Raw genomic sequence first — 24,339 nt, 5'->3', positions numbered from 1 at the left:
GTAGGGGTCGGGTTTCCTCCTCCGAGCGGTATGGAAGGTGTTCAGGTAAACACTAAGCAGGTAAGCGGTGAGATTACCGAGCGGTTTATTCATAAAATCCTTTCCTCGGAAGGCTGGGAACAGATTGAAGCGAAATACAGCTCGGGAAAGGGTATAGACCTGCTTTATGTGAAGCGGGGCCCCCGGGGAGAAATTAAGGAGGTTTTAGTCGTAGAAAGTAAGTATAACACTTCCACCTTGGGGAGAGCGTCCTACGGAAAGCAGATGTCAAAGGAATGGATTCTCGGCTCTCTGGATAAGAAACTTGAAGAAATAGAAAAGGAAATAAAAACGACAAAGGACCCCTACCGAAAGCGGGAGCTTGAAAAACTAAAAAAAGACCTAACGAAGGTTAAGAAACTAATTCAAGAGAACCGATACAGAGCACGTATATATAAACTTGAAAAGTTAAGCGAGAATAGATACGTCCTTAAAAGGAAGATTATCCCTCCCGGTGCTACAGAAGAAGCGATGAAAACTTTAAATAATTCCTTTGAAGTAGTTAAGGAAATTGACTTAAAAAGGAATGATAAGCTTTCAAAAATTCTGAAGGAAACTATAGAAGAAACCTACTCGGAAAGACTCCTCAAAGCTATAAACCAGCCAAGACACTTAAGGTATATAACCGTAGAAATGCCGGTAAAAGGATTTAAGACCGAAACAACAGAAAAAGTAGTTCGCTCCCTTCGCACCCTAAAGGTGGCTTCCGTAGGAAAAGGCGTTCTGGAAGCCATACCCATAATAGGCGGTTTTCTGGCAGCAGGGGCTCAGGTAGCTTATGATATAGCCCTCGCTAATACGATAGAACGACTGGCAAAAGAACAGGAAATTCTCGGAAAGAAAGTAGCCCTTTTAGAAGAACAGCAGTATGCTACACAGATATTCCTGAAAGCAATAAAGGTGCGCCAGGACGAGATAATAACAAAGGTTAACACTCTGAGCAACGGTCTGAACATGGTAAGAAACCAGATAGAGGAGATAAAAAAGGGAATTTTCATAAGCGGTCTTGAACTATTGAGAGACTATTACATAACCGGGAATAAGGATTATCTTTCTCAGGCTATCGGTCAACTTGTAACCGCAAGGAATGTAAAAAATCCGAAGCTTGAACCTTTTATCGCTTTTTACCTAACAAATGCCCGTGCGGAAACGTATAAATTAACAGGAAACGATAAAGAACTCCTTCTTTTAAGGGAAGAGTTTAAGAAATTAGCATATGTTACCGACAAAAATAACATAAATCTCCTGTTCACAGCATACAGACTCCTTGGAGATATACCCCTGGAAGGAAAAGAAGAGATATTAAGAACCGCAACCACTAAAGTTGTTAACAACCTGATAAAGGAAAAAAGATTTGAAACCGCTTTAAACATAGCCAAAGCCTATTTCTCCTTCACGGGAGATAAATCCTTGGTAAGCTTTGCGGAAGAAGAAAGAAAGAAAAACTATCTGGCTTATAAAAACTTCCGTTCTCCCGAGGAAGCCCTTAAAGTAATTGAGGGAAACGAGAACAGCCTTCTCGTAAAAGAAGCCTTTAATTACCTGTTTAGGAATAACTATTTCAGACTTGCCCTTGAAGTTTTAAGTAAATACCCCCTGGATGAAAGCTTTAGAATAACGGGCTACTTAGCGGTTTTCTACGCTACGGGTGAGTTTCAAAGGGCAGAAGCTTTAATTAAACTTGTCAAAGAAAATCCTACCTATTCCTTCAGAACTAAAAAAGCGGTTATGGAATTTGAAAATCATATTAAGCAAAAACTTCTCTTTGAAGAGGTAGAAGAGCGTAAAGGGAATAATTTCTTCTCCTTGTAAAACATTACCCTTATCCACTTCCCTCAAACTTGACACAGGTCAGTGAGATAATAAATTCTTTTGAGTGATGTCTTCAGACATAGAGGAGCTTCGGCGGGAACTTGATATAGTTGATGTAATCTCCGAATACGTAAGCCTTGAAAGGGTAGGTTCTAATTACAGGACCAACTGCCCCTTTCATCCGGACAGAACTCCTTCCTTTTACGTTTCTCCGTCAAAGCAGATATTCAAGTGTTTTGGTTGCGGAGTCGGGGGAGATGCGATAAAGTTCGTTTCCCTGTATGAAGGCATATCCTACCTTGAGGCTGCGGTTGAGCTTGCAAAGAAATATGGAATTAAGTTTGATGTAAAGAGCATCTCAAGAAACGAAAAGGTTTTAATAGCCCTTGATAAGGTTTCGGACTTCTACAGGGAAAAGCTTTTAAAAAATAACGAAGCAACGAGGTATCTTTTGGAAAGGGGGATAGACGGAAAGGTCGTTAAGAAGTTCGGCCTCGGTTTTTCTCCTTCAAGCGAGGAGCTTATAGATTTTCTCAAGAAAAACGAAATACTTGAGGATTACCTCAAGACTCAAAACCTTATAAAGGGAGGAGGAAACAGCTACAGAGATTTATTCGTCGGAAGGATTGTAATACCCATAAGAAATATGCAGGGAAGGGTAATAGGCTTCGGTGGAAGGAGAATAAGGGAGGATAAAAGTCCAAAGTATATAAACTCACCCGATAGCGAGGTTTTCAAAAAGGGGAAAAACCTGTTCGGACTTTACGAGGCAAAGGATTACATAAAAGAAGAAGGTTACGCGGTTCTCGTGGAGGGATACTTTGACGTCATAAAGCTCTTTTCGGATGGGATAAGGAACGTAGTCGCACCCCTTGGGACCGCACTCACGGAAGAACAGGCAAAGCTCCTCTCAAAATACACAAAGAAAGTTTACATACTCTATGACGGGGACGAAGCGGGAAGGAAAGCAACCAGAAAAGCAATCTCCCTTCTCCTTGATGCGGGAATAGAGGTTTACCCCGTAGAACTTCCCGAGGGATACGACCCCGACGAATTTGTAAAATCTTACGGAGTAAAAGCCTTAAAGGAATTGATACTCAATACTAAAGAGCTATTCAGGGGATTGATAGAAGCGGGAAGGGATAACCTGGAAGAAAACCTTAAACTCTTCAAAGAATACATACAGCACGTCAAGGATACCGCACTCAGAACGGCCCTCATAGCGGATTTTGCGACTAAAAACAAAGTTCCTATGGAGAGGCTAATAATACCTCCTAAATCTCAAAATGAGTATCAAAAAATTGAGTTAAAGTTCAGAGATAAGGTATTAATAAAGGGATTTTTGGAGTTTAAACCGAATATATCCCCTGATAATCTTCCGATTGATGAAGAGGTAAAGGAGCTTTGCAGGAAAGCCCTTCTCGGATATGAGGACGAAATACCGAAAGAAGCCTTAGAGGTGGAGGCACAAGACTTCAAAGCGCTATTTGAAAACACTCTGAAAGAAGTAATAGAAGGAAAAGTCGGTAAAAAATTAAGAAAAAGGGGATTGAAAAATGCGTACAAATAATTATTTTAATAAATTTTTATGTCAGGAGGTAAGGAATGCTGGAGAAGGACGGTGTGAAACAGCTCATTGAGATGGGAAAGGAAAAGGGATACCTCACCTACGACGAGATTAACGAAGTTCTTGACGAAGACTTCGTATCCTCGGATATGTTTGAGGACCTCATGGACCTTCTCCACAGGATGAACATTCAGGTTGTTGAGAAGAAGGAGGACCTTGAAGAGGAGGAGGAAGAGGAAGAAGTTGTAGTCTCCAGCACCTTCACCGTATCCGCAAGGGATGGGGACCCCGTAAAGCTTTACCTCAGGGAGATGGGGAAGATTCCCCTCCTGAAGAGGGAGGAGGAGATTTACTACGCCCGGCAGATAGAGATAGGAAGAAAGATAATGAGAAGGGGGCTCACGAGAACCTCTTTCCTCGTTGAGAAGATACTCGACGACTGGGCAAAGCTCTGCAACGGAAAACTGAAGATTCACGAAGTTATGGACCTCGTTGAGCATGAAAACGACGATGACTTTGAGGACAGGTTTGACGAGTTTAAACGGTACTTCATAAGGAAGGGATACGAGCTCGCAAAGGCTTACAGAAATCTCCTTGAGGTAAGGGAAGAGTATATAAAGAATCCAACACCCGAAAACAGAAAGAGATATCTCTACACGCACGCAAGAATGAACAAGGTAATAAAGGATATGAAGATTAAATACGCAAAGTTTGAGAGAGTTACCGAGGAGATAATAAAGCTCTTCAAGGAGTATGCGAGGAAGAAGAAGGATTTAAACGCAAGGATAAGGAAGATAAAGGCCCTTCACAGGGACCCCGATTACTTTGCTAAAAACTACCTCACGGACCCCGAAATTCAAAAAACCATTAAGGAAAAGGGAATACCCTTTGAGAAAATTACGAACCTCGTAAACGAGTATATATCCCTAAAAAGGGAAGTGGAGAGATTCCAGAGAACGATAGGCGTTTACCCCGAAGAGGAGATTCCCAAGGTTATGAAGATAATTGAACAGGGAAGGAAGAAGGTCGTTGAGGCAAAGCAGATAATGATACAGTCTAACCTCAGGTTAGTTGTATCAATAGCGAAGAAATACGTAAACAGGGGACTCCACTTCCTTGACCTCATACAGGAAGGAAACATAGGGCTAATGAAAGCGGTTGATAAATATGACTACAGGAAGGGATACAAGTTCTCAACTTACGCTACCTGGTGGATAAGACAGGCAATAACGAGGGCAATAGCGGACCAGGCGAGAACCATAAGAATTCCCGTTCACATGATAGAAACGATAAACAAGATAATAAAGGCCTCAAAGAAACTATTCCAGGAAAACGGAAGGGAGCCCACTCCCGAGGAGATAGCGGAATACCTTGACATTCCCGTTGAAAAGGTCATAAAGGTTATGAAGTTCTCCCAGGAGCCCATATCCCTTGAAACACCCATAGGAGACGACGAAGACACATTCCTAAAGGACTTCATAGAGGACAAATCCATACCAAACCCCGAAGAGCAGGTTACGAGAAAACTCCTCAGGGAACAGCTTGAGAAGGTCTTACAGACCCTTTCCGAAAAGGAGAGGGAAATCCTTATGTATCGCTACGGACTCGTTGACGGAACGGAATACACCCTTGAACAGGTAGGAAAGATGTTTAACGTGACGAGGGAAAGGATTAGACAGATAGAGAACAAGGCATTGAGGAAGTTAAGACACCCCTCAAGGGCAAAGTATCTCAAGGACTTTGAGCTCTAACCCCCTCCTCTTCTTCGTCCTCACAATATTCCCCCGCATAATAGAGTGTTACACCGAATACGGCATAGTAAGGCAGGCTATCAAAAAGAAAAAGGTTGAGATACACACAATAGACCTCAGGGAGTTCGCACCGAAGGGACAGGTTGACGACGTTCCTTACGGCGGACTTCCCGGTATGGTTTTAAAGCCTGAACCCATTTTTAAGGCTTACGACAACGTTGTTGAAAAATTCGGAAAGCCCTACGTCCTTCTAACCGAGCCCTGGGGGGAGAGAATAAACCAGAAGCTTTTAGAAGAGCTTACGAAGAAGGAAAGGATAATGATTATATGCGGGAGGTATGAGGGGGTTGACGAGAGGGTGAAGACAATAGTTGATAAGGAGATATCCCTTGGGGACTTTATACTCTCGGGCGGGGAGCTTGTAGCCCTTGCCGTTATAGACGGGGTGAGCAGGCTACTTCCGGGCGTTCTTAGCGAACCAAAAAGCCTTGAGGAGGATAGCTTCTCAAACAGGTGGCTCGGGTATCCCGTTTATACACGGCCCAGGGAGTTCAGGGGTATGAAGGTTCCCGAAGAGCTCCTTTCGGGAAATCACAAGCTTATAGAACTATGGAAACTCTGGCATAGGATTGAGAACACGTTAAAGAAAAGACCCGACTTAATACCTGAGGACTTGACAGAACTTGAAAAAGATATTTTAAATAGTATATTGTCCGGTAAGTCATTTAAGGAATGGTTAAGGGAGAGAAAAAAACTTCTTTGAAGTCTTCTTTGTTTGAAACCTCTTTGAAAATTCCTTATAATAAAAATCTTCTGGAGGAAGTTTATGAACGAGTTTGAGAAGCTCCTGGAAGAGTCTTTAACCGCTCCGGAGGAATTAAAAAAGGGGCAGATAGTAAAGGGTAAGGTTGTAAAGGTAAGCGGTGATACAGCATTTGTTGATATAGGCTACAAAACCGAAGCGGTAATTTCGAGGGAAGAGATACCCGAAGCTAAGGAAGGTGAGGAGATAGAAGCGGTTATAGTAAGATTCTCACCGAGAATGACTAACCCCGTCCTCTCCGTAAAGCCCCTAAAGGAGCAGGAAGAACTGAACAAGATAAAGGAAGCTTACCTGAATAAAGAGGATATTGTAGGAAGGATAGAGAATAAGGTAAGGGGTGGTTTTATAGTTGACATAGAAGGAATAAAGGCTTTCCTTCCCTTCTCGGAAGCGGGAAAGAAGCTAAAGGAAGGACAGGTTTTAACCTTTAAGGTTATTGATTTCAAGCTTGATACAAAAAGACCAAAGATAATAGTTTCCCATAAAGCTTACTTGGAGGAGCAGAGGGAAAAGAGAAAACAGGAGCTTCTCAACTCCTTAAAGCCCGGAGATGTTGTTGAAGGAAAAGTTGTAAAGGTTGACCCCAACAAGGGTGTAACACTTCTCATAGAGGGCGTCTTAAGGGCTTTCCTCCCGAAGGAAGAGCTATCCTGGGGAAGGGATAAGAACCCCTATAACTACACGGATGTCGGAGAAACACTGAAGGTAAAAGTAAAGAGAGTGGACAAAGCAAAAGGTTTCATAATAGTAAGCCTCAGAGAGCTTAAAGGAAATCCCTGGGAAAAATTTGTCAAGGAGCACAAAGAGGGTGATATCGTTGAAGGTAAGGTAGTAGCGGTAATACCCAAGGGTGTAATCCTTGAGCTCGCTGAAGGGGTTGAAGGATTTGTCCCCGAAGATGAACTCGCGTGGGAAGGAAAGCCCGAGTTCAAGAAGGGAGATGTGGTAAAGGCAAAGATTCTCAAGATTGAACCGAAGAGAAGAAGAATACTCCTTTCCATCAAGCGCGCACAACCGAGACCCTGGGAAGAGTTCCTCCAAAAACACCCTGTTGGTTCTAAGGTAAAGGGTAAGGTTATAAAAATTGAAGGAAGCCGCGCAATTGTGGACCTCGGGGAAGGAATTAAGGGAGTCATTCACAGAAGCGACCTCTCCTGGACAAGGCCCAAGAGAGTTGAGGAAGTTCTTAAGGAAGGTGAGGAAAGGGAGTTTGCGGTTCTCGGGCTTGAAGGCAGGTATGTTAAGCTCGGTATAAAACAGCTCACCGAAAACCCATGGGAAAAGGTAAAACAGAAGTACAAGGTTGGAGACGTTGTAAAACTCCCCGTAAAAGAGCTTGCACCCTTCGGTGCCTTCCTTGAGCTTCCCGAGGGTGTTGAGGGACTCCTTCCCTTCTCGGAAGTTCCGAAGCATATACGCCTAAAGAAGGGGCAGGAGTACGAGGTTAAGATAATAGACATAAATCCGAAGGAAGGAAAGATAACCTTCAGCATAAACGCTCTTATGGAGGAAAGGCCGAAGGAAGAGGAAAAAGAAGAGGCCGCGGTTGCAACAACTTCACCATCAAGCGGCTTCAAGCTGGGAGAGATACTGAAGAAGAAGTGGAAGATGTAATCTCTCCCCTTCCCTTTATAATATCCCTTTATGACCACAAAGAGGGATATTGTAAACATACTTTATGAAAGGCTTCCCCAAAACTCCTTCAAGAAAAAGGAGCTTTACTCTATTGTATCCGAGATATTCTGTATAATAGAAGAGAAGCTTATTGAGGGGGAAAAGGTAAAGATTTCGGGATTCGGAACCTTTACGGTGAAAACGAGAAAACCCAAAAAGGGAATGAACCTAAAAGAAATGAAGCCGGTGGAAATCCCCGAAAGGAAAGTTATACTCTTTAAGCCAAGCAGAAAGTTTATAAAGTTATGAGAAAGCTCGTAGTTGTTATGGGACTCTCGGGCTCGGGAAAATCCTTTCTGAGCTCTATTTTAAATGAGGAGTTTGGCTATAAATGGCTCAGGAGCGACGTAATAAGAAAGGAGATTATGGGTATAAAGCCCGAAAAAAGCGCTAAGGCGGTGTTCGGTAAGGGAATATACACCGAAGATATTACAAGAAAAGTTTACGAGGAGATGGTGAGAAGGGCTAAAGAGCTTTACGAAAGGTGTGAGAAGGTGGTTCTTGATGCCACTTTCCTAAAAAAGTGGCAAAGGGAACTCGTCCTTAAAAATTTCAAGGACCCTTTATTTATATGGGCTTACGCTCCCGAGGAAGTTATAAAGAAAAGGCTGGAAAAAAGGAAAGACGTATCTGATGCGGACTTCAACATATATCTTAAACAAAAAGAAGTGTTTGAAATTCCGGAGGAAGTGATTTACATAAAGGTAAATACGGATAAAACATACGAGGAGCTGAAAGAAGAGCTAAAAAGGATTATCGGAGGAGCGTAATGGGCTCGTGTCCTCTCTCACCCTTGGGGAGGTATTTCTTCCTTCCCGCTTGGAGGGTTCTAACTCCTCTTTTAAAAGCTATTCTCAGACTGGAGGTGATAGGAAGGGAGAATATCCCGACGGGGCCCTGCATAGTTGCCTCAAACCACAGGAGCCACCTGGACCCCCCCGTTCTTAACCTCGTATTTTCAGACCCTCTCGTCTTTCTCGCAAAAGAAGAACTTTTTAAGCCTCCTCTCGGTTATTTGCTCAAGCATATGAGGGCCATTCCCGTCAGGAGAAGTGCGGAAGATTTGAGCGTTCTTGAAAAGAGTGTTGAGCTTCTTAGGTCAGGTTGTAAGGTTTGCATATTCCCAGAAGGAACGAGGGCAAATCCCGGGGAGTTCAGAAGGCCTAAGCCGGGCGTGGGATACATGGCGGTAAAAAGCGGTTTTCCCGTCCTGCCCGTTTACATAGAGGGAACGGACCGCATACTCCCGAGGGGTGCAAAGCTCCCAAAACCCGGAAAGGTTAAGGTGGTTATAGGTAAGCCAGTAAGTTATGGGGGTTTAGAACCTTCGGTTAAGAACTTTAAGAAGGTATCTCTGGACATCATGGAGAGGATTAAGGAGCTCAGCTACTCCTTTGCAAGAAAGTAAAAGTGAACCTCCTTAGCTCCCTTTTCCTTCAATAGGAAAGCTACGTTCTTCGCGGTCGTTCCCGTCGTCAGTATATCGTCGTAAACGAGAATAACCTTTCCCTTTACGTCCCCCTTTAACGTATACGCATCTTTCAGGATTTTCTCCCTTTCACTCTTTCCGTATCCCGCAAGGGGCTTTGCGTATTTTCTCCTCCTCAGGAGCTTCTCAAATCTCATTCCCGTATGCTTTAAGACCTCTTCGTTGTGGTCGTATCCCCTTCCCCAGTATCTTAAAAAGTGAACGGGAACAAATGTGAGTATATCCGCGTTAATCTCTTCCTTATATCTTTTAATCTCATTCTTTATGAGATTTGCGAAAAACCTTGAAAAGGGCTTTACACTCTTGAACTTGTATAAAAGTATACACTCCCTAAGAACACCCTCATACCTTCCGAAGTAATCGTAAGAATCAACGTAAGGTATATCCTCTTTATCCTCAAAGTTTGCGGGCTTTACGCTCTTTAGGCACTCATCGCATACAAAGCCCTGTTCCTCGGGCTTGAAATTCTGATTACACACAACGCAAAGGTTTTCCGAAATGCCCATAAAATCAAGGATTTTACCCAACAACCTCATAGGTTCTGGGTTTCCACTTTGCTCCCAAGCTTTTAACGAGCTTCTCGGTCTTCTTCATATCAACCCCGTCGTAATCAACAGCGGAGACTATAACCTCAAATCCGAGCCTTCTTGCCTCCTTGATGAACTCAATAACCTTATTAAAGGCTTCCGGCTGTGCGGGTCTGCATACCTTGTTATACGTCTCATCGTCGGGTGCGTTCAGGCTCACGGAAAAGGTATCAACGAGACCTTTTAGCTCCTTCAGTTTTTCCTTAGGAAGGAATGTGAACATGAGGCCGTTTGTGTCAACCCTTACCCTTCCTCCCCTCTCCTTTACCCACTTTGCTATCTCCTTTAGGGCTGAAAACCTCAAAGTAGGCTCTCCGTATCCGCAGAAAACGACTTCATCATACCTTTTTGGGTCCCCTATCTCCCTTATCACCTCCTCAACGCTTGGGTCCCTATCAACCCATACCCAGTATCCCTTCACCCAGAAGTTCCTCTCCCTCTCCCTCTGACAAAAGACGCAGTGAAGATTGCACTTATTGGTCAGGTTTATATAAAGCTTGTTGTTTATCACGTAGGTTATCGTGTTTTTTTTTACCTCTCCGTTAAGGTTAAAGGCCTGTTTCGCGTTCTGTGTGGTCATTCTATCAACGTCTTCCAAGGAAGTATTGGGGAGGAGCTTTGCGAGAACCTCAGCGGTGTAAAAGATGTTTTTTGGTTTGTTCGGCTTTCCCCTTACGGGCTGGGGAGCCAAGAAAGGTGAGTCCGTCTCAAGAAGTATTCTGCTGGTGGGCGTTTTCTTTACAATCTCCCTCAGGTTTTCCGCATTCTTGTAGGTTATTATTCCCGAGTAGGAGATAAAGAATCCCATATCAACCGCCTTCTTCATAGTCTCGTAGCTTCCCGTAAAGCAGTGCATAACTCCCCCTACCTCATAAGCTCTCTCCTCCCTGAGTATCCTTATTGTTTCCTTTTCCGCATCTCTCATATGAATGACTATCGGGAGGCCGAGCTCCCTCGCTATCCCTATCTGCTTCCTGAAAATATCCTCCTGCTTTTTGGGGTCCGAGTAGTTCTTATAAAAGTCAAGACCTATCTCTCCTATGGCTCTCACCTTAGGGTTGCTCTCGGCGAGTTTTTTTAGCCAAGAGAGGTCCTCATCGCTTACCCTGTCCGCCTCATGGGGATGAAAACCTATAGCTATGTAAACCTTATCGTATTTGCTTGCAAACTCAATGGCGTTCTTTATCGTTTTCTTATCAAAACCTACATTTATGAGATACTCAAGCCTCTCGTCTTTTAGGGCTTCTTCCCTGTCCTTTTCTTTGAGAAGGTCAAGGTGGCAGTGGGTATCAATCATAAGGATATTAATATAAGCCTATTTATGAGCTTTGTATGAGCTCAAAAAATCAAAGGATATATCTTAATCCCTGAGGGAGGTGAAGCCATGAGAAGGTTAGTTCTTGCCCTTTTAGCTCTCGTTTTCTTTGTTTTCGGTGAGGAGCAGGCAAAGTTCGTTCAAACCCCTTACGAAGCCCCCTTCAAGGTAGTTGTAGAGTTTTACTTTGACGAGCCCGAGAAGATAAGACCGGCACTCCTCTGGGTTTCAAACATCATATACGTTCTCTCAAACGAGCCCTATAACTTCATACCCGGTGAGGATATAGACATCGTTGTGATAATTCACGGAACGGAGATAGTTACCCTCGTCAAGAAGAACAGGGAGAAGTATAAGGACATATGGGAAAGGATTGAGGGAATGACCATGTACGGGGTCAAGTTCAAGGTTTGTAAGATGGCAGCGGAACAGCTTTACGGATATACGGAAAAGGATTTTCCTCCCTTTGTTGAGCTCGTTCCTTCCGCAATTACGGAGCTTCTCCACTGGCAACAAAAAGGTTATGCACTCTTAATTCCCCGCATAATGGAGATGAAGAAAACCAGGGAAGAGATAAGGTGATATAATAGTTTTTTCGCAAAATCCCTGCGGAGGTGAAGGATTGAACGTCCTTGAGAGAATAGCTAAGGAGGTACAGGAGAAAACGAAGGTAAGGCTCCACGCAAGAAACGTTGAAAGGGTTCTTCAGGCACTTTTAAAGACGGGAGATTTTTGGAAGATTATTGACCTATCGGATATCCCCGTTCCCGCCGCTGCGGGCATCGTAAAGAAGCTCATAAGCGAGGGATACGCTTTCGTTGACGATAACGAGAACATACTCCTCACTCAGAAGGGATACGACCTTATTGCGGAGCTTGGAATTGAGCCGTACGAGGAGCACACCTGCAGGGCTTGTGAAGGAAGGGGAATTCCCTTTTACGACGACAAGGAGCTTTACAGAACCTTCGTTGAGATAGCAAAGGACAGACCAAAGCCCGTTCAGCAGTACGACCAGGGTAGCGTAACACCCGAGACAACGGTATCAAGGGTTCTCTTCCTTGACAGCAGGGGAGACCTGAGGGGTAAGGAGATAATAGTTATGGGTGCGGAAGACGACCTCACGGGTCTCGCCATAGCCCTAACGAGAAAGGCAAAGAGGGTTCTAATTATAGACATTGACGAAAGGTTAATAGACTTTGATAACAGGATAATTAGGGAGCTCGGCATAGACAACGCGGAAGCTATGGTCTGGGACCTCAGAAATCCCTATACGGAAGATTTCCTCGGAAAGTTTGACGTTTTTATAACGGACCCTCCCGAGACCTTCGCAGCCTTCAGGGCCTTCATAGGAAGGGGAATAGCAACTCTTAAAGATGCAGGGTGTGCGGGATACTTCGGGCTAACACTAAGGGACAGCTCCATATTCAGGTGGAAGGAGTTTCAGGAGATACTCATAAACGAGTACGGAGTCGTTATAACGGACATAATACAGGACTTTAACCACTATATGAACTGGGAGTATCACCCCGAAACAAGAGCGGCACAGATAGCCCCTGTGAAGAAAAACCCGACGGATATATGGTACAGGTCCGCCTGGTACAGGATAGAAACTCTTCCCGGATTCAAGAGGTGGAACGAGCCCATATCCGACGAGGTATTCTACCTTGATGAGGAAGGCTCTACTACTTAGTTTCCTCCTCTTCTTCCTTTCCCTTCCCATATCCGGATATATACCCGCGGAAGGAAAGTATTTTGAAATCTCCTACCAAGACCTAAACTTCTTCATAAGTGCTCCCGAAGCGCATAAGGAATTAATTGAAAACTTAAAAACACCCGAGGAAGCAAGGCCAAGTATATGGCCTGTTGTAGGCGTTGTCACTTCAAAATACGGATGGAGAAGGAGAGGAAGGTACAGGGAGTTTCACGCAGGTATAGACATAGCCGCACCTACGGGAACGCCGATAGTCGCAACGGCGGACGGGATAGTGATATTCAGCGGGTACGTAAGGGGATACGGATACGTCGTCGTACTATACCACGGATACGGATACACGACCCTTTACGCCCATATGTCGGGAAGGGAAGTTAATGTAGGGGAAAGGGTTGTTAAGGGAAAAGTTATCGGATACGTGGGAAGAACGGGAAGAACAACGGGACCTCATCTACACTACGAGGTCCTGAAATACGGGATAAGACAGAACCCGATACTTTACCTTCCCTAAGCAAGTCCCCTCTTCTTTAGTTCGTCCTCGTATATCCTCCTCCAAAGTATGTTCCACTCGGGACTTCCCTCCAGTATATCCCTTGAGTACTTCCTTATCCTCTTTCTCACCTCCTTTTCTATCTCTTCCTCTATCTTCAGCGCTCCCATAACTATCTCCCTTATCTTTCTCCTTATAACGGGTGGGTCCTCGTAAATCTCAACGGTTTCGTCTTTCATTATCAGTTCCATAATCTTGTTTATTATCTGGTTTAGCCTTTCCCTTTTCCCCACGTTTACGTTCATCTCTTCAGCCAGCTTTCTCTTCACCGCAAGAAAGGCTGTTCTGTAGTCAATGTTTTCCTTCTCAAGAAGCTCAAGGTTTTGCCTCAATACCGCCTTTGCCTTTTCCTCCAGCTCCTTTTCCTCCTCCTCAGCCTCCTTAAAGATTTTTATTATCTTCTTCTTAAATGTTGAGGGGTCATCAAGCTCAAGTATTTTTTCTTTATTCGCAAGCTCCTCAACTATGGATTCCGCTATAGCCTCTACGAGCCTCTCAGGTAACTTCATTTTAAATCATTATACAAAAGCCTATCTTTATTAATAAGGAGGTGGGAGATATGCCCCTTTACGTAATGCTTACAAAGATATCACCTTACGCCGTTAAGAATCTTGAAAAACTGAAGGAGATTGAGAAAGAGGCCGAGCGTCTTATAGAGGAGAACTGCCCGAGCGTTAAGTGGGTTATGAACCTTGTTGTTTTCGGCCCCTACGATTACCTTGATATATTTGAAGCTGCAAACGACGAGGAGGCGGCGAAGGTTGCAATGATTATACGATCCTTCGGACACGCAACCACGGAAACCTGGCCTGCAATCCAGTGGAAAGACTTCAAGGAAATTATAGGAACGATAAAAGGGGTCCCCGGAGGGAAGTCATAAGAAGTTGTCAAGAAGCTCCCTCACGAAGGGGGTGTATCCCTTTTCTTCGTTTATAATGAGGGGCTCCTCGCACTCAAGGGGGCCCTTGACGTTTCTTATACCTACAATTATTGAAAGTCTCGCCTTTTTAAAAAGGGTCGGATAAATAAGTGCCAGATATCTCGGGGGCAGGTTATACGTTTCCATCAAGCTGAAGGCTTCCGAGGTTCTGAAACAGGGGAGAAGAATATTTAAGTATCCCCCGTCCCTGAGGAGGTAGGAAGAGGCCCTTATAAAGTCCTTCAGGCTTCCCCTTAGCTCAAAGTGGTAGGGGTCGGGTTTCGGTGAGAAATGGGGAGGGTAAAAGGGGGGATTGGTTATAACCACATCAAAAGAAGCCCTTTTAAAAACCTTTTCAACCTCCCTCACGTCCCCTTTTACGACCTCAACGAGGTTCTCAACATTGTTTATCTCAACGTTCTTTTTTAAAAGCTCAAGCATGAGGTCCTCTATCTCAAGGGCTACAACCTTAACGCCGAACTTTTTAGCAAGTGTTATTGAGAGAAAGCCGAAGCCCGCACCGAGGTCTATAACGCGGGAGCTTCTCTTTATGCCCCTTACCTTTGATAAGAATACGAGAAGGTCAACGGATATCTTATGGTTCTCAGGCTGGTAGAACCTGAGCTTTCCCCCGAAAAAGGGAACGGGCTTATCCGTACTTTTCAATTATTTCAAGGAGCGTTCTTGCCTTTTCCGCAGCCTTTTCCCACTCTTTTAGCTCTTCCATAGTTTGAGCTGTTGCCTGCTGTTTTACCGCCTTTTCAAACTCTTCTCTTACCTTTGATTCGGGAGGAAGCTCTCCGAGCTTGTATCCCTCCTCTGTGAGGATTAAAACCTTCTTCGGTGTTACATCAAGTATTCCATAAGTTACAACTATCCCGTTTTTATCGTCCCCGTTGAAGTAAACGAGTCCGGGCTTTAAGAGGGTCATAAGGTACATATGGTTCTCCAGAATTCCGACTTCCCCTTCAACCGTGGGAACGTTTACGCTCTCAACCTCTCCGGTGTAAAGGAGTCCTTGCGGGGAAACAACCTCAACCTGTATCATGTCTCTGTATTATCCAACAATTTTCCTGTTTATGCAAGGTGGAGCCCAGGACCGGACTCGAACCGGCGCCCTCACCCTTACCAAGGGTGCGCTCTACCGACTGAGCTACCTGGGCTATTTATGGTAATTTATCATTCAAAAGGAAAAAATTCAAGGTGCGAGCCCGAAAACGGGGATGCGGTATTCCCTTGATTTATTTATAAACTCCTCCTTCTCAGTTATGAAAACCTTACCCGCTTCCAGAAAAAGGGCAAAAGAACCCACCTTTCTCATAACCTCAAGGGTTTTTGGTCCGACAGTGGGAACGTCTATCCTGAAGTCCTGATTTTTCCTCGCAACCTTTATAACGACCGTTCCCCTTCCGGCGAGTTTTCCTCCCCTCCTTATGGTTTCCTGGGTTCCCTCCATCGCTTCAACCGCAACGACCGCCTTATCCTTCACAACAACCGTCTGGCCTATGTCCATAGACGCGAGCTCCTTCGCTATCCGAAAGCCCCACAATCCGTTTTCAAGAAGCTCATCATTTGGAACAAGCCCGTTTATGCTTCCCCTTTCCGCTAATATGTGGGAGAGGTAGGGTTTTGGGTCTATAAACTCAAATCCCTTCTTCTCAAGGAAGCTCATAAAAACTTTTATCAGTGTTTCGGGTCTTTTGTCTTTTGCTTTCCTGAGGAGGTTAAAAGCTGTCAGGTCCATCTTTAAAAAATCGGTGTATATGAGCCTGTGTTCAAACTTTCCGAGCATAACTATTTTCCGAATATTTTCTCTTTCAAGTATTTTTAGGAGTTTTCCAACTTTTCCCAGCGGAAGCAGGTAGTTCGTTTTAAAATCCGTTATCCTTTCAACTCCTATCGTTATAACCTCTTCTCCCTTTTCCTGTGCGGACCTCTTGAACTCAATCGGAAGGCTACCCGCACCCGCAATAAGTCCAATCTTATCCATGCCTACGTATTAAAAAGTTTAAAATATCTATCTGGTGTTTAGCGAGGTTGAGGTATTTATCAGCGGAAGCGAGCATCTCGTTTTCACATTAGTTCTATCCGAGGGAAGTATAGTAGATTTTCTTGCGGAGAAAAGGGATTCGAGTCGGCTTATAGGTTCCGTTTTCAAAGGCATTGTGAAGAGGGAGTGTAAAAGTCTTGACGGATACTTTGTGGATATAGGCCTTCATAAGGAAGCATTCCTTCAGGAAAAAAATACGTGTGGTAAGAAACTGAAGATAGGTGATAGCGTTATAGTCCAGTTGAAAAGGGAGGAAACGGAACTAAAGGGTGCTAAGGTAACCTGTAAGATAAACCTGCCCGGTAAGTATATCGTTTACTTTCCGACGGTAAAGAAACTGAAGATATCTTCAAAGATAAAAAAGTATCCTTACTCAAGGGAGCTCGCACAGTTCGTAAAGGAGCACTTAAGGGATAATGAGGGCGTGATAATAAGGGCTTCCGCTTTGAAGGCGAGTAAAGAGGATATTCTTAAAGAACTTCAGGAGCTAAGGAATCTCTGGAATGAGATTCTTAAAAAGAGCGGTAAGGTTAGTAAAGGTTTACTCCATGAGGAAATTCCGGGATTTGCAAAGGTAATAAGAGATTACTGGGGGTATATAAAGGAGATATGCGTAGATAACGCAGATGTATGGAAAGAAATAAGCGGTATATTTGGAGAGGAAATCAGGGAAAAACTAAGGTTCAGCAAGGATTTTGAAAAGCTTTTAAAGAATTTTTCCTTTTATCAGTTAATATCACGGCTTTTTTCAAAACAGGTGTGGCTTAAAAACGGGGGCTTTATAGTTATTGAGGAAACAGAGGCTATGGTCGTTGTAGACGTAAACAGCGGGGAGGGATGCGGTGAGTCCTTTGAGGAAAATGCCTTGAGAACGAACCTGGAGGCTGTAGAGGAGGTTGCAAGGCAGATAAAATTGAGGAACTTGGCGGGAATAATAGTAATTGACCTGATAGAGATGAGAAAGGAAGAGACTAAGGATTACTTCCTGAGAGAGGTGAAGAAGATATTTGAAAGGGAAGGGCTAAAGGTAAAGGTTCACGGCATTACGAGCACGGGACTTCTTGAGCTCACGAGAAAGAGGGAGGGAAACAGTATAACGGAAATTTTAGGAGAGGAATGTCCCTGTTGCAGGGGAAGGGGAAAGGTGAAGAGCTCGGAGTTTATTCTCTACACAATAGAAAAGGAAATAGAGAGGCATGTAGGCAGAAAAGTAGAGATTAGGGCTCACCCGAGGATTGTTAGGAACTTGAGGGAGTTTTTAAGAAGGAAAAAACTGAACGGATTGGTTAGTATAAAAGAGGTATGGGAAGAAGAACCCGATTACTACCGCTTATTCTTTTCGGACTACTCCTGATAAGCCTCGCTTGTGCTCCCAAGTCCGAGGAGAGGAGAAGGGGATACGCCTTAGAGTTTTACAGAAAGGGACTAAAGGAGTACAGGAAGGGGGATTACGGGGATGCAAAGAAGGCCTTTGAGAACGCCCTTAACTACCTTGAACACCTATCACCGGAGCAGATAAAGAAGGCAAAGTATTTACTTGTTAAGTCCGCTTTTAAGGATAAGGACTACATAGACGCCGCGGTTTATGCTGAGGACTTTCTTTCCAACTACCCGGGAAGTCCAGAAGCGGAAGAGGTTTTTTATATACTCGTTGAGAGTCTTGTAAAGGTTGCACCCGACCCCTACAGGGACCAGAGCTACACAATTAAGGCCATTCAGAAGGCTAAGGAGTTTCTCTCAAGGTATCCGGAAAGCAGGTTCAGGACTAAGGTTGAGGAAGTCCTTGAGGAAGCAAACAGAAAGCTCGCATATCACGAGTATTACATAGCGGAATTTTACGAGGAATACGGATATCCCTACAACGCAGCTCTAAGATACAGGGAGGTTCTTATAAACTTCCCCACATACTTCTCGGAAGAGAGACTTGCATACAAGTATATAAAGAACCTTATAATGACGCCAGAGCAGGCAAAAAGGGAGAAGGAGAAGATACTTGAGCTCATAAAAGAGGCAAGGGAGAGCCTTGAGGAGGTGAAAAATCCCGAAGAGGTAAAGGCCATAAGGAACAGAATTCGCTTTCTAAAAGGCGAGATAGAAAGGTGGAACGAGATTGAGAAAAGGGCAAGGGAAGAGACAAAAAAGGCTTTAAAGAGTTATAAGGAAGTTTACGGGGAAAACTATTATTACAGGAAGTTGCTAAAATTAATTGAAAAATGGAAAAGCTAAAGCTCATAAAGGAACTCCTTGAGAATAAGAAAGCGGAAAATATAGTAATCCTTGACGTGTCAAACCTCACCAACCTTGCGGACTACTTCGTTATAGCGACCGCAAACTCCCCAACTCACGCACGGGCACTTGCGGATTACCTTGAGGAGGAACTTGAAAAAAGAGGCTATACCGTGGACCACGTTGAGGGAAAGGAATACGGAAACTGGATTCTCCTTGACCTGATAGACACTATAGTTCACATATTCACCCCCGAAACGAGAGAGTATTACGGGCTTGAATGGATATGGGCGGACGCAAAAAGAGTTGAGCTTTAAGTGTTTACCCTCTCTTCTACAACTTTGCCGTCCCTGAGTATCAAGGTTCTGTGGGTTTGTTTTGCCAGTTCCTCTTCGTGAGTTACCATCACAATGGTTGTTCCCTCTCCGTTTATCTCCTTGAATATGTTCATAACATTTTGGGTATTTACGGAGTCAAGGTTTCCCGTGGGTTCGTCCGCAAGGAGTAAAACCGGTTCGTTTGCAAGGGCCCGTGCTATGGCCACCCTTTGTTGTTCTCCTCCCGAGAGTTGATAAGGCTTTCTGTTTAGCTTGTCTCCAAGTCCAAGCCTTTCTAATATCTCTTTTCCCTTTTCCCTTGCCCTTGAAAAGGGAAGACCCTTTTTTAGAAGGGGAATAATCACGTTCTCAAGGGCTGTAAGCTCGGGAATGAGGTAGTGAAACTGAAAGACAAAACCGAGGTAGTTATTCCTCAGGAAGCTAAGCTCCTTTTCCATTGAGAAATTAACCTTCTTTCCCAGGAGGAAAAGCTCCCCATCGTCCGGTGCGTCGAGGAGTCCAAGAATGTATAAAAGGGTGCTCTTCCCAGAGCCCGAGGGTCCCATCACGCTTAAGAACTCTCCCCTTTTCACCTCAAGGTCTATCCCTTTAAGGATTTCGTAATTCCTTATGAACTTTTTTATTCCCTTTGCCCTAAGTATAGTTTTATCCACCGCTTCTGAACACCTCCACAGGGTGAAAGGTTGAAGCCCTGTAAGAGGGGTAGTAGGAAGCTACAAAGGAAACGAGAAGTGCGAACAGGAAGCCGAAAAGGTGATAATAAAGGCTCCTGTCAAGGATAAAGCCCTTAGCCCTTATTATTCCCTCAACTTCTATTCTAACGGTCTCAAGCCACTCAAGGGTTATATACGCGCCCACGTTCCCTATAATTCCCCCAAGAACGCCGATTATTACACCCTGAAGGGCGAAAACGAGGATTATATCCCTCTTCTCGTATCCCATCGCCTTCAGAATAGCTATCTCCCTTCTCTTCTCCATAACGGTCATCATTATTATGTTGAATATCCCGAAGCCCGAAACGAGGAGTATTGCAAAGACGACCGAACGGGTTATTATCTTCTGAATTTTGAAGATAGATAAAAAGTTCTTAAAGGACTCCTGCCAGCTTTCCGCTTTGTATCCCGTTTCTTTTTTCAGCTTCTGGGCAAATTGGGGAGCCTTATCAGGGTCCTTCAGCTTTAAGACGACTTCATTCACCTCTCCCTGTCTTCCGAGTATATCCTGGAGTTTCTTTATATGTAGGTAGACGCGGGACTTGTCTATCTCGGTTATGCCCGTATTTAAAAGGTCCACAACCTTTAAGACGTGAAGGCTTCCCGTTGGGGATACGAGTGTTATTTTCTTTCCCGCCTCCCTTATCCCGAGCTCTTCCGCCAGTTTTATGCCGAGAATAACGCCGTTCTTGTTCCTTTCAATCTCCTCAAGATTTCCCTCAACGAGGTAAGAGGATACGCTCAGCGTTCTGTCCTCAAGTTTCGGAACTATTCCTACAAAGGTAGCTGGCTTTTCCTTAACCCCGTAGGTCACAACTCCGTTCCCGACGAGGTGTATCGTTATACCGACCACTTCGGGATTCTTCTGGTATTTCTGAAGTATGAACCTGTAGTTTGATATCTTGTCCTTTTTTGGCTGGGGCTTTGCACCCAGAACCTCAAAAGCTCCCCCTTTGTAAACATTCCTCAGAATTTTTCCCTCGTCCACGGGACTCTCCACGAAGACTTTGACATGTCCGTTTATATTGAGGGCTTCCTCAAGGAAGTATTTTTGAAATCCGTTAACCATAGAGCTCATAACTATGAATGCTGCGGTTCCTATAGCCACACCGAGGGTCGCTATTATACTCTGCCTCTTCCTCTCAAGGAAGAACTTGTAAGCGAGGAAGAGTATTCCTCTCATCTCAGAACCACTTTATCCCCTTCTTCTAATCCTCTGAGAACTTCAACGAGATTTCCGTATCTCTCCCCTAAAACAACGTCCTTTTCAAAAATCTTTCCCTCTTTCAGGACCTTTACCTTATTCTCTTCAATAGCCTCCTCGGGAACCGCTATACCCTCTTTTTCCGATAGGATTATGTTCGCCTCAACGGTAGTTCCCGAAAGGATATCACTTCCGTAATCAGCCCTCACTTCAACCTCAAAGGTTTTCCTGCCCTTATCAACGAATCGGTAAACCTTAACGACTTTTCCCTCAAATACTTTACCTTTCAGGGCTTCAACGTATATGTAAACCTTCTGACGTTCCTTGACAAGACCGCCATACTCCTCATCAACCTCAAGAATGGTTTTTACCTCTCCTTTCTTTCCCACTATGAAGAGGGGCTTTGTCTCCATAAAGGTGTTGACGTAATCCCCCTCCTCAACGTTTCTCTTGAGAATTACTCCGTCCACGGGACTCCTTACGTAGTGTTCAAAAAGCTTAGATTCAAGCTCTTCAAGTCTCTTCTTTAAGGTTCTTAGCTTTCTTCTCACCTCTCTTACGCTCTCCTCGTAATCGCTTTTTAGGGCTCTCAGGGTGCTCAGTTCAGCCTTATACTTCCTTTCAAGTTCAAGGTAGCTCTCTCTGGATATGAGTTCCCTCTCGTAAAGCTTTTTTCTTCTTTTGAGTTTCTCCTCAAGGATTTTTATTCTCTCCTCTTGTGCTTTAATCCTTTCCTCATAACTTTTTCTAAAGGGAGAGCCCTTTCTTATCTTTTCCTTCAGGTTTTCTATCTCCGTTTTTACCCTCTCAATTTCCTTCTCAAGGGGCTTATTCTCTATAAAAGCTAATACCTCCCCCTTTCTCACCTCATCTCCCGTATCCTTAAATATCCTCACGACGTATCCCGATACCTTTGCCTTTACCTCTACCTCGTTCTCGGTCTTTACGTATCCCGTTGCGTAAACAGCTTTAACGAGGGGCATTTTCCTGACCACATAAACCTCGTAATCCTTGTGAAATAAGAGCTTGTAAAGGGGAATGATTGAAAGTAGCAGGAGAAATAGAAAAAATGAAGCCTTCTTCATGTTCCCTCTAACTTATACTTCATATAAAGGAACCTTAGTATTCCCAGAACTCCGAGTATTAAAGCGTAAGATAAACCTACATCTAACTCAAGCTTCTTGTATGTGAATATTATTATAAGAAGCTCCCTTATGGAAAATATCATCGCGGTATCTATTATGAGGTTGAGCTTTATCCTGTTTTCCTCAAAGGCGGTCAGAAGGGTTGTAAAAAGCTCGTATATTATGAGAATGTTGAGAACCTTTATGATTATCTCGTGGGTATCAAAGAGTGTAAGGTTCTGAATGCTTTTTAATATTTTTACAACGAGGCTCACGAATTCAAAGCCTATAGTTATCCACATAAAGGACTGTATCAACACCGAAAAGAGTTTATGGAGCCTTTCCCTTAAGTTTCCCATTAATGGTATAAGTATATTAAATGTTTGCGGATTTCATACTTCTCGCTGTAGGGATAGCCTTTCTTGTAAAGGGTGCGGACCTCCTCATAGACGGCTCAAGCTCTCTCGCAAGAAGCCTTGGCATTCCCCAGTTCGTAATAGGGCTTACGGTTGTTGCCTTTGGGACTTCCCTCCCCGAGCTTACGGTAAACGTTGCCGCTGCGTTAAAGGGGGCCTCCGGCATATCCTTGGGAAACGTGATAGGTTCAAATATAGCGAATATTCTCCTGATACTCGGAGTTGCGTCCCTCATAACTCCCCTCTCAATACACGCAACCTTCGTAAAGAAAGAGATTCCCGTAAACTTCTTCCTCACCTTAACACTTATGGCTATGGCAAACGATAGAATTCTGAACGGAGACAGCGTATCTTCGATATCAAGAACGGACGGAATAGTTCTCATAATCACCTTCATAGGCTATATGTATTTTCTCGTTGCCTACCTTGAGAGAGAAGCCTTATCGGAAGAGGAGGAGGATAAGCTTTTATCCCCCTTAAAGGCTCTGGTCTTTACGATTTTGGGTCTTATCGGTCTTGTTTTGGGAGCGGACTGGACTGTAAATGGAGCTGTGGGCGTCGCTAAAGCTCTCGGAGTGAGCGAGGCTATTATAGGTCTTTTTATGGTTGCGATAGGAACGTCACTTCCCGAGCTTTTTGCCTCAGCGGTTGCAGCGAGGAAGGGAAACCCCGATATAGCCCTCGGGAACGTTGCGGGGTCAAATATCTTTAACGTTACACTCGTTCTGGGTGCGAGCTCCGTTATAAGGAGCGTTCCCGTTCCAGAAAGAACGAATGTAGACCTTGGTGTTCTCTTTGTTGCTACGCTCGTTCTACTTCTTTCCGCATTCTGGGGAAGAAGCAAATACGTCATAGACAAATGGGAAGGGGCTTTATTTCTGCTTATTTACACGGTTTACGCTTTCCTTTCTTGGTTCCTTGAACTCAGGTAAAGACCTCTTTATAAAGCTTTTCGTCTATTCTTCTCAGTTTGTGTCTCTCTTTCGGAACCTCTTCAACTTCAACAAAGTAAAGACAGTTCGTAACGCACTTCTCAACGCAGGAGGGTAGGAGTCCCTGTTCTACTCTTTTATAACAGTAATCGCACTTCTCAACCTTCTGGGTTGAGGGGTTAAAGGTTATCGCCCCGTAAGGGCATGCTATTATACATGCCTTACACCCTATACAGAGGGTCTGCTCAACGTAAACTATCCTGTCCTCTTCCCTCTTCCTCATTGCGGAAGTGGGACATGCGAGGACACAGGGAGCAGGTTCGCAGTGAAAGCAGTTCATCGGGTAATAAAAGGCTCCCGGCTCCTTTCCCACACCCTCAACCCTTAAAACCCTCATGGGTCTTATATGGAGCTGTTCAAGTCCCTTTTCCTGAACGCACGCAACTTCACAGGAGAGGCATCCTATACATCTGTCAAGGTCTATGAGCATTACTGGTCGCTTCATCGGAATAACCTCAGAAGGAGTGTGAGGATAAGTATAAGAATGAGGGGAGAAAAGTCAATGCCGTTAACGGGTTTTATGACGCTCCTTATGGGCCTGAGAAGGGGCTCAACAATCCAGTCTATATACCAGTAAAGCTTGCTCCTCCTTACGGAGGGAAACCAGGAGCCGAGGGCGTGGATAAAAACGAGAATAATAAGGAGCTGGAGGAAGAGCTTAACGAGCTTTATTATCACTACTCAACCCACTCAATTATAGCCATCTCCGCGCCGTCACCCCTTCTCCTGAAGGGGAGCTTTATTATCCTTACGTATCCCCCGTTTCTTCCTTCAAACCTCGGTGCTATTTCCTCAAAGAGCTTCTTTATTGCGGGTTTGTCGGGTAGCCTGCTGAGTGCCTGTCTCCTTGCGTGGAGCGTTCCCTCCTTTGCAAGCTCAACGAGAGGTTCTATAAAGCTCCTTAGTGCCTTTGCCCTCTCAACTGTAGTTTCTATTCTCTCATCAAATATTAAAGCCCTTGCAAGAGACCTGTAAAGGGCGAGCCTCTGCTCCTTAGTTCTGTCAAAATGCTTCTTCTTAACCCTGTGCCTCATCTCAC

General features: G+C 44.3%; 29 protein-coding genes and 1 tRNA gene. 16 read left to right on the top strand and 14 right to left on the bottom strand.

Annotated elements, in window-relative coordinates; genetic code table 11:
* The first annotated feature begins 30 nt into the window (after window positions 1-30).
* From ACYQZ0_RS00875 to ACYQZ0_RS00840, 8 genes are all read left to right on the top strand, one after another.
* The gene (locus ACYQZ0_RS00875) at window positions 31-1,851 is read left to right on the top strand and encodes a hypothetical protein (protein ID WP_459774513.1); all 1,821 of its coding nucleotides are present in this window, start codon (window positions 31-33) and stop codon (window positions 1,849-1,851) included.
* Window positions 1,852-1,918: 67 nt separating this feature from the next.
* Complete coding sequence (gene dnaG, locus ACYQZ0_RS00870; RefSeq protein ID WP_459774511.1) at window positions 1,919-3,421, top strand: DNA primase; 1,503 nt, start codon at window positions 1,919-1,921, stop codon at window positions 3,419-3,421.
* Between the two features lie 35 nt (window positions 3,422-3,456).
* Complete coding sequence (gene rpoD / locus ACYQZ0_RS00865; RefSeq protein ID WP_459774510.1) at window positions 3,457-5,169, top strand: RNA polymerase sigma factor RpoD; 1,713 nt, start codon at window positions 3,457-3,459, stop codon at window positions 5,167-5,169.
* Window positions 5,159-5,932, top strand: coding sequence for a tRNA (guanosine(37)-N1)-methyltransferase TrmD (trmD, locus tag ACYQZ0_RS00860; protein ID WP_459774508.1), 774 nt, complete (start codon window positions 5,159-5,161; stop codon window positions 5,930-5,932). Before rpoD ends, trmD begins: the two co-directional genes overlap by 11 nt.
* A 63-nt stretch (window positions 5,933-5,995) precedes the next feature.
* Window positions 5,996-7,606, top strand: a complete 1,611-nt coding sequence (rpsA, locus tag ACYQZ0_RS00855; protein ID WP_459774507.1) for a 30S ribosomal protein S1 — start codon at window positions 5,996-5,998, stop codon at window positions 7,604-7,606.
* A 30-nt stretch (window positions 7,607-7,636) separates the two neighbouring features.
* Entirely contained in the window at window positions 7,637-7,915 is a 279-nt protein-coding gene (locus tag ACYQZ0_RS00850; protein WP_459774505.1) for an HU family DNA-binding protein, read from the top strand.
* Window positions 7,912-8,436, top strand: a complete 525-nt coding sequence (locus tag ACYQZ0_RS00845; protein ID WP_459774503.1) for a P-loop nucleotide/nucleoside kinase family protein — start codon at window positions 7,912-7,914, stop codon at window positions 8,434-8,436. Before ACYQZ0_RS00850 ends, ACYQZ0_RS00845 begins: the two co-directional genes overlap by 4 nt.
* Entirely contained in the window at window positions 8,436-9,074 is a 639-nt protein-coding gene (locus ACYQZ0_RS00840; RefSeq protein ID WP_459774502.1) for a lysophospholipid acyltransferase family protein, read from the top strand. The genes ACYQZ0_RS00845 and ACYQZ0_RS00840 overlap by 1 nt, the downstream gene beginning before the upstream one ends.
* On the opposite strand, the gene ACYQZ0_RS00835 is transcribed toward ACYQZ0_RS00840, so the two are convergent.
* Window positions 9,053-9,691 carry a ComF family protein gene (locus tag ACYQZ0_RS00835; RefSeq protein ID WP_459774500.1) on the bottom strand — a complete coding sequence of 213 codons (639 nt, stop codon included), beginning with the start codon at window positions 9,689-9,691 and terminating at the stop codon, window positions 9,053-9,055. The two genes, ACYQZ0_RS00840 and ACYQZ0_RS00835, sit on opposite strands and share 22 nt — an antisense overlap.
* The gene (locus ACYQZ0_RS00830; protein ID WP_459774499.1) at window positions 9,675-11,039 is read right to left on the bottom strand and encodes a TatD family hydrolase; all 1,365 of its coding nucleotides are present in this window, start codon (window positions 11,037-11,039) and stop codon (window positions 9,675-9,677) included. Before ACYQZ0_RS00830 ends, ACYQZ0_RS00835 begins: the two co-directional genes overlap by 17 nt.
* An 87-nt stretch (window positions 11,040-11,126) precedes the next feature.
* Here ACYQZ0_RS00830 and ACYQZ0_RS00825 point away from each other — a divergent pair, with 87 nt between their 5' ends.
* From ACYQZ0_RS00825 to ACYQZ0_RS00815, 3 genes are read left to right on the top strand one after another with little or no spacing between them, the layout of a single operon-like run.
* Window positions 11,127-11,639 (top strand): DsrE family protein, encoded by a 513-nt coding sequence (locus tag ACYQZ0_RS00825; RefSeq protein WP_459774497.1) that lies wholly within the window; start codon window positions 11,127-11,129, stop codon window positions 11,637-11,639.
* Between the two features lie 40 nt (window positions 11,640-11,679).
* Entirely contained in the window at window positions 11,680-12,747 is a 1,068-nt protein-coding gene (locus tag ACYQZ0_RS00820) for a bis-aminopropyl spermidine synthase family protein (RefSeq protein WP_459774496.1), read from the top strand.
* Window positions 12,725-13,279, top strand: a complete 555-nt coding sequence (locus ACYQZ0_RS00815; RefSeq protein ID WP_459774495.1) for a M23 family metallopeptidase — start codon at window positions 12,725-12,727, stop codon at window positions 13,277-13,279. The genes ACYQZ0_RS00820 and ACYQZ0_RS00815 overlap by 23 nt, the downstream gene beginning before the upstream one ends.
* On the opposite strand, the gene ACYQZ0_RS00810 is transcribed toward ACYQZ0_RS00815, so the two are convergent.
* The gene (locus ACYQZ0_RS00810) at window positions 13,276-13,827 is read right to left on the bottom strand and encodes a DUF507 family protein (protein ID WP_459774493.1); all 552 of its coding nucleotides are present in this window, start codon (window positions 13,825-13,827) and stop codon (window positions 13,276-13,278) included. The two genes, ACYQZ0_RS00815 and ACYQZ0_RS00810, sit on opposite strands and share 4 nt — an antisense overlap.
* A 50-nt stretch (window positions 13,828-13,877) precedes the next feature.
* Here ACYQZ0_RS00810 and ACYQZ0_RS00805 point away from each other — a divergent pair, with 50 nt between their 5' ends.
* Window positions 13,878-14,198, top strand: coding sequence for a GYD domain-containing protein (locus tag ACYQZ0_RS00805; protein WP_459774492.1), 321 nt, complete (start codon window positions 13,878-13,880; stop codon window positions 14,196-14,198).
* Here ACYQZ0_RS00805 and ACYQZ0_RS00800 read toward each other — a convergent pair.
* The 4 genes from ACYQZ0_RS00800 to ACYQZ0_RS00785 all read right to left on the bottom strand — a co-directional run bounded on the left by ACYQZ0_RS00800 (window position 14,193) and on the right by ACYQZ0_RS00785 (window position 16,227).
* A complete protein-coding gene (locus tag ACYQZ0_RS00800) occupies window positions 14,193-14,903 on the bottom strand; it encodes a tRNA1(Val) (adenine(37)-N6)-methyltransferase (protein ID WP_459774490.1) in 711 nt (236 codons plus the stop codon). The genes ACYQZ0_RS00805 and ACYQZ0_RS00800 overlap by 6 nt on opposite strands.
* On the bottom strand, window positions 14,887-15,285 hold the full coding sequence (gene atpC / locus ACYQZ0_RS00795; protein ID WP_459774488.1) for an ATP synthase F1 subunit epsilon: 399 nt from the start codon (window positions 15,283-15,285) through the stop codon (window positions 14,887-14,889). The genes ACYQZ0_RS00800 and atpC overlap by 17 nt, the downstream gene beginning before the upstream one ends.
* A gap of 39 nt (window positions 15,286-15,324) precedes the next feature.
* Window positions 15,325-15,400, bottom strand: a tRNA-Thr gene (locus tag ACYQZ0_RS00790).
* Window positions 15,401-15,435: 35 nt separating this feature from the next.
* Window positions 15,436-16,227, bottom strand: coding sequence for an LpxI family protein (locus ACYQZ0_RS00785; RefSeq protein ID WP_459774487.1), 792 nt, complete (start codon window positions 16,225-16,227; stop codon window positions 15,436-15,438).
* A gap of 34 nt (window positions 16,228-16,261) precedes the next feature.
* Between ACYQZ0_RS00785 and ACYQZ0_RS00780 the strand changes: the two genes are divergently transcribed.
* Genes ACYQZ0_RS00780 through rsfS form a run of 3 tightly spaced genes read left to right on the top strand, consistent with a single transcriptional unit; the run spans window position 16,262 to window position 18,830 of the window.
* Entirely contained in the window at window positions 16,262-17,641 is a 1,380-nt protein-coding gene (locus ACYQZ0_RS00780; protein ID WP_459774485.1) for an Rne/Rng family ribonuclease, read from the top strand.
* Window positions 17,590-18,513, top strand: a complete 924-nt coding sequence (bamD, locus tag ACYQZ0_RS00775; RefSeq protein WP_459774483.1) for an outer membrane protein assembly factor BamD — start codon at window positions 17,590-17,592, stop codon at window positions 18,511-18,513. The genes ACYQZ0_RS00780 and bamD overlap by 52 nt, the downstream gene beginning before the upstream one ends.
* Window positions 18,501-18,830: a ribosome silencing factor gene (gene rsfS / locus ACYQZ0_RS00770; protein WP_459774481.1), complete on the top strand. Its 330-nt coding sequence runs from the start codon at window positions 18,501-18,503 to the stop codon at window positions 18,828-18,830. Before bamD ends, rsfS begins: the two co-directional genes overlap by 13 nt.
* Here rsfS and ACYQZ0_RS00765 read toward each other — a convergent pair.
* The 4 genes from ACYQZ0_RS00765 to ACYQZ0_RS00750 are packed head-to-tail and all read right to left on the bottom strand — an operon-like array spanning window position 18,827 to window position 22,251.
* Window positions 18,827-19,504, bottom strand: a complete 678-nt coding sequence (locus ACYQZ0_RS00765) for an ABC transporter ATP-binding protein (protein ID WP_459774479.1) — start codon at window positions 19,502-19,504, stop codon at window positions 18,827-18,829. The two genes, rsfS and ACYQZ0_RS00765, sit on opposite strands and share 4 nt — an antisense overlap.
* Window positions 19,497-20,747 carry an ABC transporter permease gene (locus tag ACYQZ0_RS00760; RefSeq protein WP_459774478.1) on the bottom strand — a complete coding sequence of 417 codons (1,251 nt, stop codon included), beginning with the start codon at window positions 20,745-20,747 and terminating at the stop codon, window positions 19,497-19,499. Before ACYQZ0_RS00760 ends, ACYQZ0_RS00765 begins: the two co-directional genes overlap by 8 nt.
* A complete protein-coding gene (locus tag ACYQZ0_RS00755; RefSeq protein WP_459774476.1) occupies window positions 20,744-21,853 on the bottom strand; it encodes an efflux RND transporter periplasmic adaptor subunit in 1,110 nt (369 codons plus the stop codon). The genes ACYQZ0_RS00760 and ACYQZ0_RS00755 overlap by 4 nt, the downstream gene beginning before the upstream one ends.
* Window positions 21,850-22,251 carry a phosphate-starvation-inducible PsiE family protein gene (locus tag ACYQZ0_RS00750; RefSeq protein ID WP_459774474.1) on the bottom strand — a complete coding sequence of 134 codons (402 nt, stop codon included), beginning with the start codon at window positions 22,249-22,251 and terminating at the stop codon, window positions 21,850-21,852. Before ACYQZ0_RS00750 ends, ACYQZ0_RS00755 begins: the two co-directional genes overlap by 4 nt.
* A 20-nt stretch (window positions 22,252-22,271) precedes the next feature.
* On the opposite strand from ACYQZ0_RS00750, the gene ACYQZ0_RS00745 reads away from it, so the two are divergent.
* Entirely contained in the window at window positions 22,272-23,240 is a 969-nt protein-coding gene (locus tag ACYQZ0_RS00745) for a calcium/sodium antiporter (protein ID WP_459774472.1), read from the top strand.
* Here ACYQZ0_RS00745 and ACYQZ0_RS00740 read toward each other — a convergent pair.
* The 3 genes from ACYQZ0_RS00740 to rplQ are packed head-to-tail and all read right to left on the bottom strand — an operon-like array spanning window position 23,233 to window position 24,334.
* Window positions 23,233-23,745 (bottom strand): 4Fe-4S dicluster domain-containing protein, encoded by a 513-nt coding sequence (locus ACYQZ0_RS00740; RefSeq protein WP_459774470.1) that lies wholly within the window; start codon window positions 23,743-23,745, stop codon window positions 23,233-23,235. The two genes, ACYQZ0_RS00745 and ACYQZ0_RS00740, sit on opposite strands and share 8 nt — an antisense overlap.
* Complete coding sequence (locus ACYQZ0_RS00735) at window positions 23,742-23,978, bottom strand: YggT family protein (protein WP_459774468.1); 237 nt, start codon at window positions 23,976-23,978, stop codon at window positions 23,742-23,744. The genes ACYQZ0_RS00740 and ACYQZ0_RS00735 overlap by 4 nt, the downstream gene beginning before the upstream one ends.
* Complete coding sequence (gene rplQ, locus ACYQZ0_RS00730; RefSeq protein ID WP_459774466.1) at window positions 23,978-24,334, bottom strand: 50S ribosomal protein L17; 357 nt, start codon at window positions 24,332-24,334, stop codon at window positions 23,978-23,980. The genes ACYQZ0_RS00735 and rplQ overlap by 1 nt, the downstream gene beginning before the upstream one ends.
* Window positions 24,335-24,339 lie beyond the last annotated feature (5 nt).

The organism is Aquifex pyrophilus (genome assembly GCF_054656935.1).
This window is presented reverse-complemented; position numbering and strand designations above follow the sequence as displayed.